The organism is Pontibacter flavimaris, from assembly GCF_001907195.1.
GTDB classification, from domain to species: Bacteria; Bacteroidota; Bacteroidia; order Cytophagales; family Hymenobacteraceae; genus Pontibacter; species Pontibacter flavimaris.
Genome location: NZ_LVWA01000007.1, coordinates 119,206 through 136,702 on the forward strand (window position 1 = coordinate 119,206; position 17,497 = coordinate 136,702).

14 protein-coding genes are annotated in these 17,497 nt (G+C 52.4%); 7 read left to right on the forward strand and 7 right to left on the reverse strand.

Annotated elements, in window-relative coordinates:
• Positions 1–520: 520 nt before the first annotated feature.
• The 5 genes from A3841_RS13185 (at position 521) to A3841_RS13205 (ending at position 8,870) form a co-directional block, all read left to right on the forward strand.
• Complete coding sequence (locus A3841_RS13185; protein ID WP_394332893.1) at positions 521–1,966, forward strand: DEAD/DEAH box helicase; 1,446 nt, start codon at positions 521–523, stop codon at positions 1,964–1,966.
• A gap of 14 nt (positions 1,967–1,980) precedes the next feature.
• Positions 1,981–2,595 carry a bifunctional nicotinamidase/pyrazinamidase gene (gene pncA / locus A3841_RS13190; protein WP_073852805.1) on the forward strand — a complete coding sequence of 205 codons (615 nt, stop codon included), beginning with the start codon at positions 1,981–1,983 and terminating at the stop codon, positions 2,593–2,595.
• 320 nt (positions 2,596–2,915) lie between these two features.
• Complete coding sequence (locus tag A3841_RS13195) at positions 2,916–5,366, forward strand: outer membrane beta-barrel protein (RefSeq protein ID WP_073852806.1); 2,451 nt, start codon at positions 2,916–2,918, stop codon at positions 5,364–5,366.
• Positions 5,367–5,537: 171 nt separating this feature from the next.
• Entirely contained in the window at positions 5,538–6,047 is a 510-nt protein-coding gene (locus A3841_RS13200; RefSeq protein WP_073852807.1) for a hypothetical protein, read from the forward strand.
• A gap of 156 nt (positions 6,048–6,203) precedes the next feature.
• A complete protein-coding gene (locus tag A3841_RS13205; RefSeq protein WP_073852808.1) occupies positions 6,204–8,870 on the forward strand; it encodes a cation-translocating P-type ATPase in 2,667 nt (888 codons plus the stop codon).
• Between the two features lie 973 nt (positions 8,871–9,843).
• On the opposite strand, the gene A3841_RS13215 is transcribed toward A3841_RS13205, so the two are convergent.
• The 4 genes from A3841_RS13215 to rocF all read right to left on the reverse strand — a co-directional run bounded on the left by A3841_RS13215 (position 9,844) and on the right by rocF (position 14,320).
• Positions 9,844–10,779 carry a 1,4-dihydroxy-2-naphthoate polyprenyltransferase gene (locus A3841_RS13215; protein WP_073852848.1) on the reverse strand — a complete coding sequence of 312 codons (936 nt, stop codon included), beginning with the start codon at positions 10,777–10,779 and terminating at the stop codon, positions 9,844–9,846.
• A 10-nt stretch (positions 10,780–10,789) separates the two neighbouring features.
• Complete coding sequence (locus A3841_RS13220; RefSeq protein ID WP_083610362.1) at positions 10,790–11,287, reverse strand: glutathione peroxidase; 498 nt, start codon at positions 11,285–11,287, stop codon at positions 10,790–10,792.
• Between the two features lie 271 nt (positions 11,288–11,558).
• Entirely contained in the window at positions 11,559–13,349 is a 1,791-nt protein-coding gene (argS, locus tag A3841_RS13225; RefSeq protein WP_073852811.1) for an arginine--tRNA ligase, read from the reverse strand.
• Between the two features lie 2 nt (positions 13,350–13,351).
• Positions 13,352–14,320 (reverse strand): arginase, encoded by a 969-nt coding sequence (gene rocF / locus A3841_RS13230; RefSeq protein WP_073852812.1) that lies wholly within the window; start codon positions 14,318–14,320, stop codon positions 13,352–13,354.
• Positions 14,321–14,400: 80 nt separating this feature from the next.
• Here rocF and A3841_RS13235 point away from each other — a divergent pair, with 80 nt between their 5' ends.
• Positions 14,401–15,795: a type III PLP-dependent enzyme domain-containing protein gene (locus tag A3841_RS13235; protein WP_073852813.1), complete on the forward strand. Its 1,395-nt coding sequence runs from the start codon at positions 14,401–14,403 to the stop codon at positions 15,793–15,795.
• A gap of 86 nt (positions 15,796–15,881) precedes the next feature.
• Positions 15,882–16,049, forward strand: a complete 168-nt coding sequence (locus tag A3841_RS20335) for a hypothetical protein (RefSeq protein ID WP_170866198.1) — start codon at positions 15,882–15,884, stop codon at positions 16,047–16,049.
• A gap of 63 nt (positions 16,050–16,112) precedes the next feature.
• Here the strand turns inward: A3841_RS20335 and A3841_RS13240 are convergent, their stop codons facing one another.
• From A3841_RS13240 to A3841_RS13250, 3 genes are all read right to left on the reverse strand, one after another.
• Entirely contained in the window at positions 16,113–16,469 is a 357-nt protein-coding gene (locus A3841_RS13240) for a helix-turn-helix domain-containing protein (RefSeq protein WP_073852814.1), read from the reverse strand.
• Between the two features lie 11 nt (positions 16,470–16,480).
• Positions 16,481–16,774 (reverse strand): type II toxin-antitoxin system HigB family toxin, encoded by a 294-nt coding sequence (locus A3841_RS13245; RefSeq protein ID WP_073852815.1) that lies wholly within the window; start codon positions 16,772–16,774, stop codon positions 16,481–16,483.
• Positions 16,775–16,916: 142 nt separating this feature from the next.
• Positions 16,917–17,438 (reverse strand): hypothetical protein, encoded by a 522-nt coding sequence (locus A3841_RS13250; protein ID WP_073852816.1) that lies wholly within the window; start codon positions 17,436–17,438, stop codon positions 16,917–16,919.
• Between the last annotated feature and the right edge of the window lie 59 nt (positions 17,439–17,497).

Consider the following 17,497-nt stretch of genomic DNA (forward strand, 5'->3'; position numbering starts at 1 on the left):
GTATGGTAACATCTAAGGATGCCGCTGCTACACCAGCAGCATAAAGATGGCATTTACAATATTAAGGCCTACCAGTAGGAATAAGTTAGGAGACTCTTGTATAACTTTTTTCATGACTTTGTTGGAGTTAATATATATTTTTTATGATGTTATGATTTACGTTGTTTTGAAGTTGTTTACGCCTTCTCTGCGCCAATGTTTCAGTAAATTATAATTTTACTTACAAAGATTAACATATATAGATATTATAATATGCTTTCTACGCCTCTCAACAAACATTCAGGAAAATTCGGTTTCCCTTTAAATTGGACTAATCCAATTTAACCGCATCATTCACCTCTCCCAGCTGTCCTATTTTTTACAAACATAATACATCCTTTTGAATACTCACAACATTATCCTAAAAAATATTTGAAAAAATGCATATATTTTTAGTCAGCATATTTCTAGTATCTTTACTCGGAAAAGCGGCTGATGGAAAAAGATGGCCGCCATGTACTAAACCAAAACATTAAACACATTGGACTTCCATTCTTTTAACCTACACGAGGATGTGCTGACGGGCATCAACTCCATGGGCTACAACAACCCCACCCCCGTACAGCAGCAGGCTATCCCGCTGATCCTCGAGCAGAAAGACCTGATTGCCTGCGCCCAGACCGGCACAGGAAAAACGGCAGCCTACCTGCTGCCGCTCATCGACCGCATTTCGAACGAGGGCTACGAGCACACCAGCACGCTTATTCTGGTACCAACCCGCGAGCTGGCCAAGCAGATAGACGAGCAGGTAGAAGGCTTCGGCTATTTCGCCTCCGTTAGCTCCATTGCCATTTACGGCGGCAACAAAGGCGATGACTGGGAGCAGCAGAAACGCGCCCTCACCACCGGCGCCGACATCATCATCGCCACGCCGGGCCGCCTGCTCTCGCACATGGCCATGGGCTACGTAAGGCTGGACCAACTCAACCACCTGGTGCTCGACGAAGCCGACAAGATGCTGGACATGGGCTTCATGGACGATCTGATCAAGATCATCAGCCAGCTGCCCAAGCAACGCCAGACGCTTCTGTTCTCGGCTACTATGCCTAAGAAAATTCGTGACCTGGCCCAGCAGATCCTGCAGCAGCCCGCCGAGGTAAACCTGGCCATCTCCAAGCCAGCCGAAGGCATTGATCAGCGCCTCTACCTGACATACGACAACCAGAAACTGCCTTTGCTGGAGCACCTGCTGCGCGAGCTGGAGGTGCAAAGTATGATCATCTTCACGTCCCGCAAATCCAACGTGACCCCGATCGTGCGCTCGCTTAAGAAGATGGACTTCACGGTAGAGGGCATCTCCTCGGACATGACGCAGGATGAGCGCGAGAAGGCACTGCAGGGCTTCAAGAACAAGCAATACCAGATCGTGGTAGCCACCGACATCCTCTCCCGGGGCATCGACATCGACAGCCTGAGCCACGTGGTGAACTTCGACATGCCGCAGGACGCCGAGGACTACGTGCACCGCGTGGGCCGCACGGCGCGTGCCGCCTCCACGGGCATGGCCATCACGTTTGTGAACGAGAAGGACATGTACCGGGTACAGAAGGTGGAGCGACTGATCGAGCGGGAGCTGCCGAAGCTGCCGCTGCCGGAGAACTTCGGACCTGGCCCTGCCTTTGACCCTACCCGCAGAGACGGCGGCAACCCACGGCACCGTGGCGGCAACAAGCCCGGCGCAGGAAACAAGGCAGACAGCCACCGCAGCAAGCACCACAGAGGCCCCAAACCCGGAGCACCACGCCCTGAGGGCGCGCAGCCGAAGGGAGAGGGCAACGACAGGCCGGTAAAACTAGCCGGGCAGGCGGGCGGCGAAGGCCAGGGCAAAAGCAGGAACCGCAACAGGAACAGAAACCGTAACAGGAACAAAGGCGATAATCAGGGTGGCAGCCCGGCAAGCAGTGCCACCACCACGCCACAAGTATAAACCCAACAAGTATCATGCGCGCTTTACTGCTGATAGACATACAGAACGATTTCCTGCCGGGCGGCGCTCTGGCCGTGCCGGAAGGGGATGCCATCATCCCGATCGTGAACCGGCTGCAGAGCCAGTTTGAGCTTGTAGTGGCTACCCAGGACTGGCACCCGCCGCAGCACAAGAGCTTTGCCTCCCAGCACGAAGACAAGAACGTGTTTGAGGTGACGGACCTGAACGGGCTGGAGCAGGTGCTGTGGCCTGACCACTGTGTGCAGGGCACGTTTGGCGCTGAGTTCTCGGCGGAGCTGGAGCAAAACCGCATCGAGGCGATCTTCCGTAAGGGCACCGACCCGGAGGTGGACAGCTACAGCGGCTTTTTTGACAATGGCCGCCGGAAAGACACCGGACTTGCCGGCAGCCTGCGGGCCAAGGGGGTAACGGAAGTATACTTGGCCGGCCTCGCCGCTGACTTCTGTGTGTACTTCTCAGCCAGGGATGCGCAGGCCGAGGGCTTTAAAGTATACTACCTGGAGGATGCCGTCAGGGCCATCAGCGCGGAAGGCCTCGGGAAAGCCAAAGCAGACCTGGTGGAACGGGGCGTACAGCTTATACCCAGCCACACCTTGCTACTGCAATAAAGTATAAATCCGACAGAGAGCCACCCTTTACCGGGTGGCTTTTTTTATGATCCCATACCATAGGAGCAGTTACAGGCAAATAATCTACCCGTCAATTCCTGTACTCACAACTGTTGCTATATGGTTTATCCAATAAATATTTTATACTATATATACTCTATATTAAAATTCTGCGTTATCTTTCCAAACACAAAAACTTTTTGGGCAGGGATAGGCTGGACGGCCTTGGGAATTTAGGGGAAAGTGAGAGCCTGGAAGTATAAGTATAGGCTCGCTTATACTTGGTGCATTACCGTACGCTCACACTAACCTAAGTATACATGAAACAAACCTTCCTGCTGGCCCTGTGCCTGATGCTCTGTTCCATTTCCTGGGCCCAGAGCCCTCCCACCGGCACCATTACAGGGATAGTGATAGACTCCGCTACCCAGGCTCCACTCAGTTATGTTACCGTGGTCGTCAGTCCGCCAGACAAGGACGAGGCCCTGAAAACCACCTTCACGCAGGCTAACGGTAGCTTTGAAGTGACGGGATTGCCGCTGTCCCCTTACAAGCTTATACTTACCTATGTGGGCTACAAGCCCTTCTCGGTGCAGGTGCCGGCGGTGGAGGCAGGCAAGGCCACTGACCTGGGCAAGCTCCGCATCGTTACCTCGGCCAAGCAGCTGCAGGAGGTGGAGGTGACCGCTGAGAAACTGCTCGTGACCCAGGACATCGACAAAATCGGCTACAACGTAGAGTTCGACCCGGAGAGCAAGACCTCCACGGCCCTGGAGATGCTCCGCAAAGTGCCCATGCTCAGCCTCGACGCCGAAGATAACATACAGCTCAACGGCAGCAGCAATTTCAAGGTGCTGGTGAACGGCAGAAACTCCACCCTCTTTGCCCGCAGCCCCAAGGATGTGTTCCGCAGCATGCCGGCCAACACCATCAAGCGCATCGAGGTGATCACCGACCCACCAGCCAAGTATGACGCTGAAGGCATTGGCGGCATCATCAACGTGATCACGCACGACAAGCCGCAGAACGGCTACAACGGCAGCGTATACTTCTCGCAGGCGATGCCCGACAGCCGCTTCGGCTCCGCCAACATCAGGGCGAAAGTGGGCAAGCTGGGCATTTCGGCCTACGGCGGCGCCAACAGGTTTACCAGCCCCGATTCCTATTCCACTTTTGAGCGACGCGACAACAGCACAGGCACCACCTTGCGGCAGCAGGGCCAGGGGAGCAACGAGAACCAGTACAACTACTTTAACAGCGAGCTAAGCTATGAGATAGACACGCTGAACCTGCTCACGGCCAAATTCGACATAAACAGGAGCGAGTTTGAGTCGGCGTACCTGCAGACGGTGGAGGAGTTTAACATTGGGCGCGACCGCACGCAGGCCTTCGAGCGCAACACCTACGGCCTGGGCTCCTGGGGCAGCTACGAGGTGGGGCTGGACTACCAGCATACGTTTAAGCGCAACAAAGAACAGCTGCTCACACTCTCTTACAAGATCGGCGACAACTCCAACGCCAACGACTCGGACCTGGAGTTTGTGCCTACCCTGAACTACACAGGCCCCGTTGGCACGCGCACGCAAAACGACGGCAAATCCATAGAGCAGACGGCCCAGGTGGATTACGTGCATCCCTTTAAAAAGCATACCCTGGAGGTGGGCGCCAAAACCATCCTGCGCGATAATGGCAGCGACTATTTTTACCGCAACTATAACCCCGAAACGGGTACCTATATTGAGGTGCCAAGCCTGACGAACGAGTTTGATTACAACCAGGATATTTACGCCGCCTATACTTCCGCCAGCCTTCGGTACAACAAATGGGGCATTCGCGCGGGCGCCCGCCTGGAGCAAACCGTAGTAGATGCCAACTTCAAGTCTTCCAAGTCAGTGGCCGACCAGGATTACCTGAACCTGATTCCGAGCGCCACGCTGACGCGCACCCTCAAAAACATGGCTACCCTGAGACTGTCTTACACGCAGCGCATCGAGCGGCCCAGTTTGTGGTACCTGAACCCGTACGTGAACCGGCAGAACGAGAAAGCCATTTCCTTTGGTAACCACAAGCTGAAAGCTGCTACCAGCCACGTCTTTAGCCTGGGCCATAGCATGTTTAAAAACGGCAAATCGCTAAACAGCACCCTGACCCATACGTTTACTAACAATGCCATCCAGAGTTATACTACCTTTAACCCCGCCGACTCGGTGAGCAGCACGACCTACGACAACATCGGCAGAAACAACACCACGACCCTCTCCATCAACAGTAACGCCACATTTTTCAAGAAACTCAGCGTGAACCTGAATGGCTCCATGTCTTACAGCCAGCTTAGCGGCAACATAGCAGGCGTTAACCTGAAGAACAGCGGCATCAGCGGGAACGTCTACAGTTATGCCAGCTACAGGTTCGAGAAAAACTGGCGGGCCGGCGTAAACCTGGGCTACTACGCGCCGCGCGTCATGCTGCAGGGCGAGTCGGCCGGGCAGTTCTGGAACGGCTTCTCGCTGAGCAAGAGCTTCCTGAAGGACGAAAAGGCGAGCATCAGCCTCTCGGTACAGAACCCGTTCGGCAAGTACTATACCGGCTACAGCGAGCTGAGTGGCCTGAACTTCGAGCAACGCAGCGAGTACCGTCATGTTCGTCGCCGGGCCAACATCGGCTTTAACTACAGGTTCGGCAAACTGAAAGTGGACATTAAACGCACCAAGCGCGGCATCAAAAACGATGACCTGAAAGGCGGCGAGAGCACCGGCGGAGGCGGTAATTAGGCCCTAAAGTATAAAGTATAGCCAAGCTGAAACTGTGATCGGTTGGGCTATACTTTATACTTTCGGTTTATATATTGTACTAGCGGAGGATTTAAGAAATTCCGTACATAGTGCAGATAAGCCGAATAGACTTCTGTTTAGCCACAAGTTATGGGTAATTAAAACAATAATATGCACAGCTTTGATGACTTAATATACAGAAGTATAGCATTTACATTGAATGCATTGGAAGAAGCGAATTCAAAAATATTACATGAACTTCAGACAGGGGCATCAACTATTGCTGTTAAGAATTTACAAATGATTCAATTACAAAAAGTAATATTAGCTACTGGTATGTTTTCCATGTTTGAATCAATATTACAGGAAGAGTTATCATGCCGCAACGGTTTCGAAGAGGCCAAAAATATACTTATTCAAAAAGGAAAAGATGAACTCCATGACCGTTTCATCAACTTCTATTATGCTATTAATGTACTTGAACATGGCAAAGGGAAAAGCTATGACGCACTAGTAGCAAAATCTGGCTCATTACCCTTTAGGATAAAATTACCAGGAGAAAATTTCTTTGAAGAAGGAGATGTTTCAGAAGTTTCTACATTAGTAGAGGTAGATGACCAGTTCGTTTTAAACTGCGCTGATTTGATAGAGCAGATTTCTAAAGAGATAAGGATTGAATAATAACAACCCATAACAACACCTAATCGTCAGTCTTCGGCCGACGGCCTTGCCCGTCGTTTAGCCCAACCGTTCCTCACCCCCAAAAACCTTTCTCCCCCAGCCATAGTTTAAAATCTGGTACTTCCCTAACTTAACGGGACCGATAAAGCGACCAGCATGTGGTTTACCAAATCATTTGAGGAGGTTGTGGCAGACCTCGATGCCAATCCCGCCCAGGGCCTCTCGGGGGAAGAGGCAAAAGCCCGACTGCAAAAGTATGGACCCAATAAACTGAAGGGCAAGAAGAAGAAAAGCGTCCTACAGATGTTCCTGGCCCAGTTGCAGGACTGGCTGATTTACGTGCTCTTCGCGGCCGTGGTGATCACGATGATTATGGGTGAGTACGTCGACAGCATCATCATCCTGGCCGTGATCATACTGAACGCCATACTGGGCGTGGTGCAGGAGGTAAAAGCCGGTAACGCTATCGAGGCGCTGCAGAAAATGGCCTCGCCCAAAGCCCTGGTGCGCCGCGATGGCACAGTGCAGGAGGTGGACGCTGAAACCCTTGTGCCCGGCGAGATGCTGATACTGGATGCCGGACGCTACATTGCCGCCGACGCGCGCCTGGTGGAGTCGGCAAACCTGCAGGTGGAGGAGTCGGCACTCACCGGCGAGTCAGTGCCCTCCACAAAAGACGCGACCCAAATCCATACTTTAGAAACGCCCCTCGGCGACCGCTTCAACTCTGTTTTTATGTCGACGCTGGTGACGTACGGCCGTGGCGAAGCGCTGGTAACAGGCACCGGGATGGACACCGAAGTAGGCAAGATCGCCAGCATTATTGGTGGAGAGGAGGAGACTAAAACCCCGCTGGAAATACGCCTGAATCACCTGGGCAAGACCCTTGGCAAACTGGCCATCGGCATCTGTGTGCTCATTTTTGTAGTGGCGCTGCTGCAGGGCCGCGACCTGGCTGAAATGTTCCTGATTTCGGTATCGCTGGCGGTGGCCTCCATCCCCGAGGGGCTGGCAGCTATTGTGGCCATCGTGCTCTCCATCGGCGTTACGGGCATGTCCAAGCGCAATGCCATTATCCGGCGGCTCCCGGCTGTGGAGACGCTCGGCTCGGTCAACATCATCTGCTCCGATAAAACCGGCACGCTCACGCAGAATAAAATGAAGGTGGTGCAATACTTTACCCTTCAGGGAGAAACCTCCGTAGAGCACGGCGCACCGAATACCGCCACCGACGAGGCCATCCTGCTGGCCAAGGCCTTTATACTTTGCTCCGACGCCACCTACGACAAACAGACCGAATCCGGCACCGGCGACCCGACCGAGATTGCTCTGCTGCTGCTGGGGGATGACCTGGGCCTGGATCGCGAGGAGCTGCAAGCCGGAAACAAGCGCCTGAATGAGTTTGCCTTTGACTCGGAACGTAAGCTGATGTCCACCTTGGTGGAGGAGGACGGCGACTATACCGTATACACCAAAGGCGCCATCGACAACCTGCTGAACATCTGCACCCATGTACCAGAAAACGGGCAGATCGTCCCGCTGACCGAGGCGCACAAAGAAGCCTTCGCCCAAGCCACGGAACGCATGTCTACCCAGGCGCTGCGTACCTTAGGTGCGGCCTATAAGCCTGTAAACTCCGTTGTGAGTACCGAGGAAATGGAGCAGGACCTGGTTCTGCTGGGGCTGGTGGGCATGATCGACCCGCCCCGCACGGAGGTAAGGCCATCGGTACAGAAGGCGCACCAGGCGGGCATCACCACCGTTATGATCACCGGCGACCACAAGCACACAGCCTTTGCCATTGCCCGTGAGCTGGGGATTTCGGAAAGTATGGACCAGGCCATTACCGGGCAGGAAGTGGACGAAATGACGGAGGAGGCCTTTCAGCAGCGGGTGGATAACTTCCGTGTGTTCGCGCGGGTCTCGCCGGAGCATAAGGTGAAGATCGTGCGGGCCCTCCGGGAGCAGGGCAACATCGTGTCCATGACCGGCGACGGGGTGAACGACGCCCCTTCGCTGCAGGCCGCCGACATTGGGGTGGCCATGGGCATCACAGGCACCGACGTAGCCAAGGGCGCTTCGGACATGATCCTGACAGACGATAACTTCGCCACCATCGTGTCGGCCATCGAGCAGGGGCGCAATATCTACAACAACATCCGCAAGGCGGTTATCTTTCTGCTGACCTGTAACCTGGGCGAGGTGGTGGCCATGTTCATCACCCTGCTCATCGGCTGGGAGGCTCCGCTCATTGCTACCCAACTGCTCTGGATCAACCTCGTGACGGATACCCTACCGGCCGTGGCGCTGGGCATGGACCCCGGCGATCCGGATGTGATGAAGGACAAGCCGCGTGCACCGAATGAGAACTTTTTTGCGGGCGGCGCGGGTATTCGCGCCATAGGCGGCGGTATCCTGATCGGCGCGCTCACCATTTTCGCTTTCTGGTACGGCTACTACGAGCACGGCTTCAGCCCCTTTGATGATGCGGTACCGGTAGAGACCCTCAAGAATGCACGCACCATGGCCTTCCTGACGCTGGTGGCCTGCCAGCTTTACTACTCCCTGGCTATGCGCCACCCGACCAAATCCATTTTCCAGGTGGGCCTTTTCAGCAATAAATATCTTATTGGCGCCATTGTGCTGGGGCTGCTGCTGCAACACCTCATTATCGGCATTCCTTTTATGCAGGAGGCTTTTAGCCTGCATATGCTCGATCTGGAGGGTTGGATAACGGTGATTATACTTGGACTGGTGCCGCTGCTGGCAAATGAGGTGATGAAATTTTTCCTGCGGCGCCGCAGGAATGTGGCGGAAGTATAAGTGGGGGGCTGATCTTTATACTTGCTGTACTTTTACTTCAGCTATACTTCTATACTTGAAACTATACTTTATACTTCCGATTATACTTCCTTAGCCTTTCTGGCGCAAGTCTTCAGACTTATGTACTACGGGAGGTGCTAAATCTCTGACTTAACTGGCTTGAAAAGCAATACTTTATACTTTGGCTATACTTTTTATACTTCGGCCATACTTTATACTTCTCTGGCGCAAGCGTCCGCTTGTGCCTTTTTATACTTGAGCCATACTTTATAATTCGAGCTATACTTTTGTACTTGCTGATTTATACTTCCATATCCACTGCTTCCTTCTGCTTGACACAAGCTATACTTTCTAGCTGCCGCTGATCCTGTAGTTCCCACAAACCTATAGTTTCATTTCTGACTTTGGTGCTCTCAAGCCCGAGAGGGCTCGTCCTCGGGCATCGCGCTGGGAGCTTTTCCTGCCCTCGTACCTCGGGCTGCCTCACTGGCGTTCGGCACCAGAAAAACTCGCATAGGCGCTCAACCCAAGGACTGGGATCAGTTCGATAGCCGCCGCTGACGGAGCTTGAACTAAAGTGTCCCCTTGAGGACAAGTGAGAACGAGAGTTCGAAACTTGCGACCATAGGTCAATAGGGGTGTTTATACTTTGACTATAGAACTTATACTTCAGGTAAAGCAATGACAGGCTCCCCTCCTTAGACAAGGAGGGGTAGGGGTGGTTGGACCCGGCAGTGCAGAAATGCGGACAAGGATGTCTGCAGCAGCCTTAGTACTGCAAAACTCCCTCCCCTGTTTTTAGGGGAGGGTTGGGGAGGGGTGAAATGGTGCCAGGAGCAGGTCTATATTTTGTAGGGACAAGGTCGCGACCTGTCTGCGCGAAGGCTATAGCTATCTATAGAATTTATACTTTTGAAGCAGCAGCTACCGGCTCCCTCCTGTTTTTAAGAGAGAGCTAGGGAGTGGTCCTCCCCTACACCACCTGCCCTATACCAAACAGCAGCACAAACAGCAGCGTGGTAATAGCCATTTGCTTGAGGTAAGGATCCAGCTCCCTGGAGCTTTGCTTGCGCCACACGTTTACGCCATTACTTAGAAGCAGCGGCAGGGCAAGTATAAACAGGAACTGCCAGGGGCTTTGGTAATTCAGCAGCACGTAGGTAAAGGCACTCAGTACCCCGCCCAATAGCACCAGCACATGGTATACACGCGCAGCCTTTGGGCCAATCCGAACAGGTATTGAACGCTTGCCGGCAAGTATGTCGGAATTGATGTCGCGGATGTTGTTGACGTTGAGCACACCTACCGAGAAGAAACCACACACCAGCGCCGGAAGTATAACCGATGGCTCCAGCGCCTGCGCCTGCAGAAAGTAGGTGCCCAACACGCCCACCAGCCCGAAGAAGATGAACACGAAAATATCGCCCAGCCCGGCGTAGCCGTAGGGGTTGTCACCGGCGGTATAGTTGATGGCGGCCCAGATAGAGGCCAGCCCCAGCACCAGGAAAAGCAAAAACAGCAGCATGCCCTCCGCGCCGAAAGCCACCCACAACAGCAACAAACCTGATACCAGCGAGAGCAGGCTAAACACCAGCATGCCCTTCTTCATCTGGTCGGCCTGTATGTGCCCCGCCTGCACGGCCCGCAGCGGTCCCTCGCGGTGCACGCTGTCAGCCCCATGCTTAGAATCGCCATAGTCGTTGGCCAGGTTAGAGAGGATTTGCAGGAAAAGCGTGGTAAGCACACACAGGCCTACTACGGTAGCGTTGAAGTAGCCATGGGCTGCCGCCATAAAACCGCCCATGCTTATGCAGGAGAGCGCCAGTGGCAGCGTGCGCGGCCTAAAAGCCGAAATCCAGGCCTTTACCAGACCTGGATTTGGGGTACTTGTGTGTTGGGATGTATTCAAGTTGCTATACTTATTGCTCAATAGCCGCCAGCAGCTCCTTGTCCATCGGTTTTACTTTGGATGGATAGAAGCCTACCACCTTACCGTTCTCGTCCACGAGGTATTTGCTGAAGTTCCAGCTCGGCTCTTCGTTGCCCGGTGCGTGCTGTGCCAGCCAGGTGTAAAGCGGATGCCGATCCTCCCCCTTCACAGAGATCTTCTCCAGCATTTGGAACGTAACGCCGTAGTTTTTCTGGCAGAAAGAAGCGATCTCCTCGTTAGAGCCCGGCTCCTGCCCGCCAAAGTTGTTGGCCGGAAAACCAAGTATAACCACCTCTTTGCCGTGCTGCTCGTGCAATTGCTGCAGGTCTTCGTACTGCGGTGTAAAGCCGCACTCGGAGGCGGTGTTCACCAGCAGCACCTTCTTGCCCTTGTACTGCGAAAAGTCCACGTCTTTGCCATCCAGCGACTTCATCTTAAAAGTATAAAAGTCGTTTGCCTGTGTGTTTGGAGTTGATTCTGTAGCCATGGTTTCTTCTTTTAGGTTTGTTGTGCCGCCCCCGCCTGAGCAGGAAACTGTTACACCTAATACAAGCACCAGCGCTAAAAGTTTATGCAGGTTTTTCATTTTGATGGTTTTATGGCTTTTAAAACTGAAAGCTAATCTATGTCCCCCTTTGATGCACTTCCGTAGGTTGTCCCCTTGAGGGGACTATAGGGGTGTCTGCTTTTGCAGAATGCGTTTACACCCCTGTGGTCCCCTCAAGGGGACAGTTACAATAATCCCTTCAACCTCTACCTTACATCCGCTCCGGCACCTCGATGCCCAGCAGATTCATACTTTCGCGCACAAAGCGGGCCACCATGGCCGAGAGGGCAATTCTAAAGCTACGCGCCTGCTCATCAGTCTCGTTGAAGATCGAGATCTCCTGGTAGAAGCGGTTGTAGGCCTTTGCCAGCTCGTAGGCATAGTTGGCGATAACAGAAGGCGCATACAAATTGCCCGCCTCCTTCACCACGGCCGGGAAGTTCACCAACTGCGTGATCACCTCCTGCTCCACCTCATGCAGATTCCCGAAGCTCTCAAATGCAGCCGGATCATACTTGATGCCCATCTCGCCGGCCTTACGAAGTATGGCCGAGATGCGGGCATGGGTGTACTGAATGAACGGCCCGGTATTGCCCCGGAAGTCGATGGACTCCTGCGGGTTGAAGAGCATGCGCTTCTTCGGGTCCACCTTTAGCAGGAAGTACTTCAACGCGCCCATGGCCAAAGTATGGTAGAGCTCCTGCGCCTGCTCCGGCGTGAAGCCTTCTATCTTGCCCAACTCCTCGGTCTGCTGGCGGGCCGTGTCGACCATCTCCTGCACCAGTTCGTCGGCATCCACCACGGTTCCCTCCCTGGATTTCATCTTGCCGGAAGGCAGGTCCACCATGCCGTAAGACAGGTGATAGATGCCATCGGCGTAAGGCTTGCCCAGCTTTTTGAGCGTGGCCTTCAGCACCTGGAAGTGGTAGTTCTGCTCATCGGCCACCACGTACACTGATTGGTCGTAAGGGAAGTCGTTATACTTCAGCTCGGCAGTGCCCAGGTCCTGGGTGATGTAGACCGAGGTGCCATCGGCGCGCAGCAGCAGTTTCTCGTCCAGGCCCTCGTCCGTCAGGTCTACCCAAACGGAGCCGTTCTCTTTCTTGAAGAAAACACCCTTCTGCAGCCCCTCCTCCACGCGCTCCTTGCCTAAAGTATAGGTTTGAGATTCGTAATAGTATTTATCGAAGTCCACGCCGATGGTGCGGTAAGTCTCCTCAAAGCCGGCGTATACCCAGGTGTTCATCATCTTCCAGAGGTTTACCACGTGCGGGTCGCCCTGCTCCCACTTCAGCAGCATTTCCTGCGCCTCCAGCATCCACGGCGCCTTTTTCTTGGCTTCCTCTTTGTCCATGCCCTGCTCTACCAGCGCGTCGATCTGCTCCTTGTAAGCCCTATCGAACAGCACGTAATACTTGCCTACCAGGTGGTCGCCTTTCAGGCCGCTGGTTTCAGGAGTCTCGTCATGGCCAAGCTTCTCGTAGGCCAGCATCGACTTACAGATATGGATGCCGCGGTCGTTCACCAGATTCACCTTCATCACCTGGTGGCCATTGGCTTTCAGGATCTCCGACACAGCGTAGCCCAGGAAGTTGTTGCGCAGGTGGCCCAGGTGCAGCGGCTTATTGGTGTTGGGCGAAGAATATTCCACCATCACGTTGCGGCCGCTCGGCTCGCCGTGGCCATAGTTGGCATCCGGCATAATGTCCCGGAACAGGCGCAGCCACTCCCGCTCCTCCACCTCCAGGTTCAGAAACCCCTTTACCACGTTAAAATCCTTTACCTCCCCGGCATACTCCTTCAGGTACTCGCCCAGGGCCTGACCGATCTGCTCAGGGCCCTTGCCCACCTGTTTGGTGTAGGGGAAGGTAACGAAGGTAAACGAGCCGGCAAACTCCTTGCGGGTGGGTTGCAGGGCAATCTGGGAGGCATCAACAGTGATTCCGAACAGGGCTTGCAGCGCCTGGCTTATACTTTGGCTAATGGCGTTTTGTAATTGCATTACTATATGGCTGTACTTTTAGATTCTCGGTGTAAAATAGCGTCGGTGGCGGCCTCCAGAATATCAAAGGCATTCTCGGCCATGGTGTTCTCCGTGTCCAGGGTCGGGTTGATCTCCGTCATCTCGTAACACACCACGCGCGGGTCCTGCAGCAGCAGGTGGTTTAGCTCTTTGGCCTGCTCCACGGTGAGCCCCACCTCCACCGGCGTACCGGTGCCCTTGGAGAACTTGGAGTCGAGGCTGTCCACATCAAACGACACATAGATAAAGTCGCACCCCTGCAGGCGGTCCAGGGCCTCCTGGGCTACCTGCGGTATGCCTTTCTGGTTCACTTCGCTATAGGTAAAGTTCCTGATGCCATACTTGCTGAGGAGGTAGTCCTCGGGCTCCTCGGTGTCGCGCACCACCATGTAGACCAGGTGCTCGGGCGCCAGCTTCGGGCCTTCGAAGCCCAGCTTTTTCAGGGAGTTCCAAAAGAATACGGTCTCGGGCGCAGGGTCGTTTATCTGGCGCTCCAGGTTATCGAAATTCAGGGCCATGGCCAGCGGCATGCCGTGCACGTTGCCTGACGGCGAAGTATATGGCGAATGGATGTCGGCGTGGGCATCGATCCAGATCACCCCTAAAGTTTTATCGGGATAGGCGGCTTTTATACCAGCAATGGTGCCGTGTGCGTTAGAATGATCACCGGAGAGCACCAGCGGGAACATGTCCATGGAGATGGTCTGCTCCACGGCGTTGGCGATGTTCTTCTGCACGGTCAGGATGCTGTCGATGCGGTGGGCGTTGGGGAAAACGTCCTTATCGAATAAAGTATAGTTCAGATCCGGCACACTGATAGAGTTAAACCGTTTGAAGTAGTCAGAGCCTTTGTCCCAGCAGGCTACGCGCAGCGCCTCTATCCCCATGCTGGCCCCACGTGTTCCGGCCCCCAGCTCAGACCTGACCTCTATCAGTTTTACTTTTTTCATAGATTTAGAACAAACTTTTTGCAAAGATGGTAAAATACGAACAATATTGCATGTTTTCTTAACCTCCCCTAACCAACAGAATGGATAAATACACGGATCTGATCCACCAGACTTTTGACTTCCCTACTGATGAATTCACAGTAGAAAATAACGAGTTGCTGTTTAACGGTATCCCACTGATGGACATCATTAAGCAGTACGGCACTCCTCTTAAACTGACCTACCTGCCCAAGATAGGCTCTCAGATACAGAAGGCCAAGCGCCTGTTTAACGAGAGCATGCAAAAGCTGGACTACAAAGGCACTTATACTTACTGCTATTGCACCAAGGCCTCGCACTTCTCTTTTGTAATGGAGGAGGCCCTGAAAAGCGGCGTGCATATCGAGACCTCGTCCGGGTATGATATGGAGATCGTAAAGGCGCTGTATAAGAAGGGAAAGATCGATAAGAATACCTACATTGTCTGCAACGGCTTTAAGCGCGAGCGTTACCGCCACCACATCTCCGAACTTATAAACAGCGGCTTCGTGAACTGCATGCCCATACTCGACCACCTGGGCGAGATTGACTACTATAAGGAGCACGTAAAAACCAAGACGAAGGTTGGCATACGCCTGGCCTCCGACGAGGAGCCGAAGTTCGAGTTTTACACGTCGCGGCTGGGCGTGCGCTACAACGACGTGATCGACCTGTACGAGCAGCAGATCAAGCCCGACGACAGGTTTGAGCTCAAGATGCTGCACTACTTCATCAATACAGGCATTAAAGACACCTCCTACTACTGGTCGGAGCTTAGCCGCTTTGTGCACAAGTATGCCGAGGTGAAGAAAGTATGCCCGGAGCTGGACACCATCGACATTGGCGGCGGCTTCCCGATCAAGACCTCCATCCAGGCCGACTACAATTACCAGTACATGACCGAGGAGATCCTGCGCACCATCAAGCGCATCTGCAACGATGAGGGGGTGCCGGAGCCAAACATCTTCACGGAGTTCGGCATCTTCACCGTAGGCGAGAGCGCGGCTAACATCTACTCTATCCTGGACGAGAAGCTGCAGAACGACAAGGAGCTTTGGTACATGATCGACGGCTCGTTCATCACCAACCTGCCCGATGCCTGGGCGCTGAACCAACGCTGGCCGCTGCTAGCCGTGAATCATTGGAACAAGGAATACCGTAAAGTACAGTTGGGAGGTATGACCTGCGACAGCCAGGATTATTACAATTCCGAAATGCACTCTTTCCAGGTGTTCCTGCCGAAGATACCGAAGGGTGAGCCCCTGTACATCGGCTTCTTCCATACGGGAGCGTACCAGGAGCAGTTGAGTGGCTATGGCGGCATTAAACACTGCCTGATTCCAGCGCCACAGCATATTCTGATCGACAGAGACGAGGACGGGACGCTGAAACACTGGCAATTTGCGCCGGAGCAAACCAGCGAGTCGATGATGCGTATACTGGGTTACGAAGTATAGGTAGCTCCCTATATTTTTGTAACGCTTTTTTTGCTTTTAAAGAATTTATACTATTTTTGGTTCTAAATCCTTCAAATTACTATATCATGAAGAAAGTTATTCTAATGGGCAGCCTGTGCCTGGCAATGGGCATGGCCTCTTGCAAAACGTACTGCCCGGCGTACAACTACGCCAAAGTTGAGAAATCAGCTCAGGAAAAGGTAGTTGTAACCGCCTCCGCTGAGGACCTGACTACAGAGAAAGCCAGCATCTAACTCCCCCACGCGTAAAGAACTAAACCATACATACAAAAACCGGCCCTGTGCCGGTTTTTTTGTTTAGTACTCCTGAATCAGCACGTTTGTAGGTATATTCAAGGTCCTGTGCAGATTCCTTATCATTTCCAGCGTGAGCTTTCTTTTTCTACTCAGCACTTCGCTCACTCTACTCTTATAACCCAGTACTTCGGCTAAATCCTTTTGCTTTAAACCTAGCTGCTCCATTCTGAACTTTACTGCTTCAATCGGGTCCGGTGCTTCGATCGCGAAATGCTCCTTTTCGTAGGAGTCAATCAGGAAAGAAAGTACCTCTAGTTCATCGCCCTCCTGTGTGTCAGGTTCCGCGTCAAAAATAACTTCCAGCCTTTGCAGGGCCAATTGGTAATCTTCTTCTGTTTTTATCAGCTTAATATTCATTCCTTATTCAGTCAAACTTTAGTAGCGTCAATCTTGTCATATTCAGCATGCGTCCCAATAAACCGAATCCAGACAACGCTATACTTGTAATTGATTCTGACGATTAGCCTGTAGTTATTCCCCTTGATGTTGAAGACCATTCTGTTATCTTCCAATATACTAGCTGAAGGATAGTCTTTCTTTATGTCGTTCGGAGACTTCCAGTCAGCCTGCTCCGCCTCGTTGTACCAGGCTTTTAGCTGCTGTTCACTATCGGCATGCTTTTCCCAGAAATCCCGCAGTGTCCGTTTTGCTATTACTCTCACTTCTTTATTTTAGAACTCAAATATAAAGAAATAAGTTACCAAAGTGGTAACTTATTTAAAAATTATTTAATTCAAAATATCATACAACGGCTTGGCTATGGTGCGTTTATGTACTATAGGTCTTGTTGACGTTTCGTTATTCTTAAGGTATTTTGATGTCTCCTTCTCTTTTTAAAAAGTGCCATTCCATTTTATTAACTGTTGCGGTGTCTGTTTCAACCGCAATATTCCATAGACCTAAGAAAGGAGTTAGCTTTACCGTTCTTTGGCTACCATACCCAAAGGCACCGTTATCCCACAGCTGGTGGCTGATTACTTCTCTTGGATTCTCCTTACTTTCATAAACTATTTCATAATTTACCCAAGCACCGAACCCATAGGAGAACATCAGGAGTACTGATAAAAAGAAGGAAGCCACTGCCCCTATACTTGTCAGCACAGCAATTCTTATGTTCTGTTTAACAGTTCTGTGTTTTCCCATTGTATATGCTAAGGTCAAAAGTACAGCAACAGGAAAACCTTGAAGAACTATGTCATAATAAGTGTGGCTATACTTCCAGTCAGCAAATTCTATAGGAAATAATTGACCAATAGTAAGGGAAAATGCCACTATAAAAAAGAACACTGTTGTTACCCAAAAGAAGGTTCCTCTTAATGTTTTCATAATTTGAATGCACGCCAACTATTGCATAACAGTAAACCTACGCTTATCCGCACTATAGC

Excerpts from the sequence above, each read along its gene's own strand:
- A3841_RS13200 (WP_073852807.1), top strand. The coding sequence starts at position 5,538 with ATGCACAGCTTTGATGACTTAATATACAGAAGTATAGCATTTACATTG.
- A3841_RS13220 (WP_083610362.1), bottom strand. The coding sequence starts at position 11,287 with ATGGCTACAGAATCAACTCCAAACACACAGGCAAACGACTTTTATACT.
- pncA (WP_073852805.1), top strand. The coding sequence starts at position 1,981 with ATGCGCGCTTTACTGCTGATAGACATACAGAACGATTTCCTGCCGGGC.
- A3841_RS13250 (WP_073852816.1), bottom strand. The coding sequence starts at position 17,438 with ATGAAAACATTAAGAGGAACCTTCTTTTGGGTAACAACAGTGTTCTTT.
- A3841_RS13205 (WP_073852808.1), top strand. The coding sequence starts at position 6,204 with ATGTGGTTTACCAAATCATTTGAGGAGGTTGTGGCAGACCTCGATGCC.
- A3841_RS13195 (WP_073852806.1), top strand. The coding sequence starts at position 2,916 with ATGAAACAAACCTTCCTGCTGGCCCTGTGCCTGATGCTCTGTTCCATT.
- A3841_RS20335 (WP_170866198.1), top strand. The coding sequence starts at position 15,882 with ATGAAGAAAGTTATTCTAATGGGCAGCCTGTGCCTGGCAATGGGCATG.
- A3841_RS13235 (WP_073852813.1), top strand. The coding sequence starts at position 14,401 with ATGGATAAATACACGGATCTGATCCACCAGACTTTTGACTTCCCTACT.
- argS (WP_073852811.1), bottom strand. The coding sequence starts at position 13,349 with ATGCAATTACAAAACGCCATTAGCCAAAGTATAAGCCAGGCGCTGCAA.
- A3841_RS13240 (WP_073852814.1), bottom strand. The coding sequence starts at position 16,469 with ATGAATATTAAGCTGATAAAAACAGAAGAAGATTACCAATTGGCCCTG.
- rocF (WP_073852812.1), bottom strand. The coding sequence starts at position 14,320 with ATGAAAAAAGTAAAACTGATAGAGGTCAGGTCTGAGCTGGGGGCCGGA.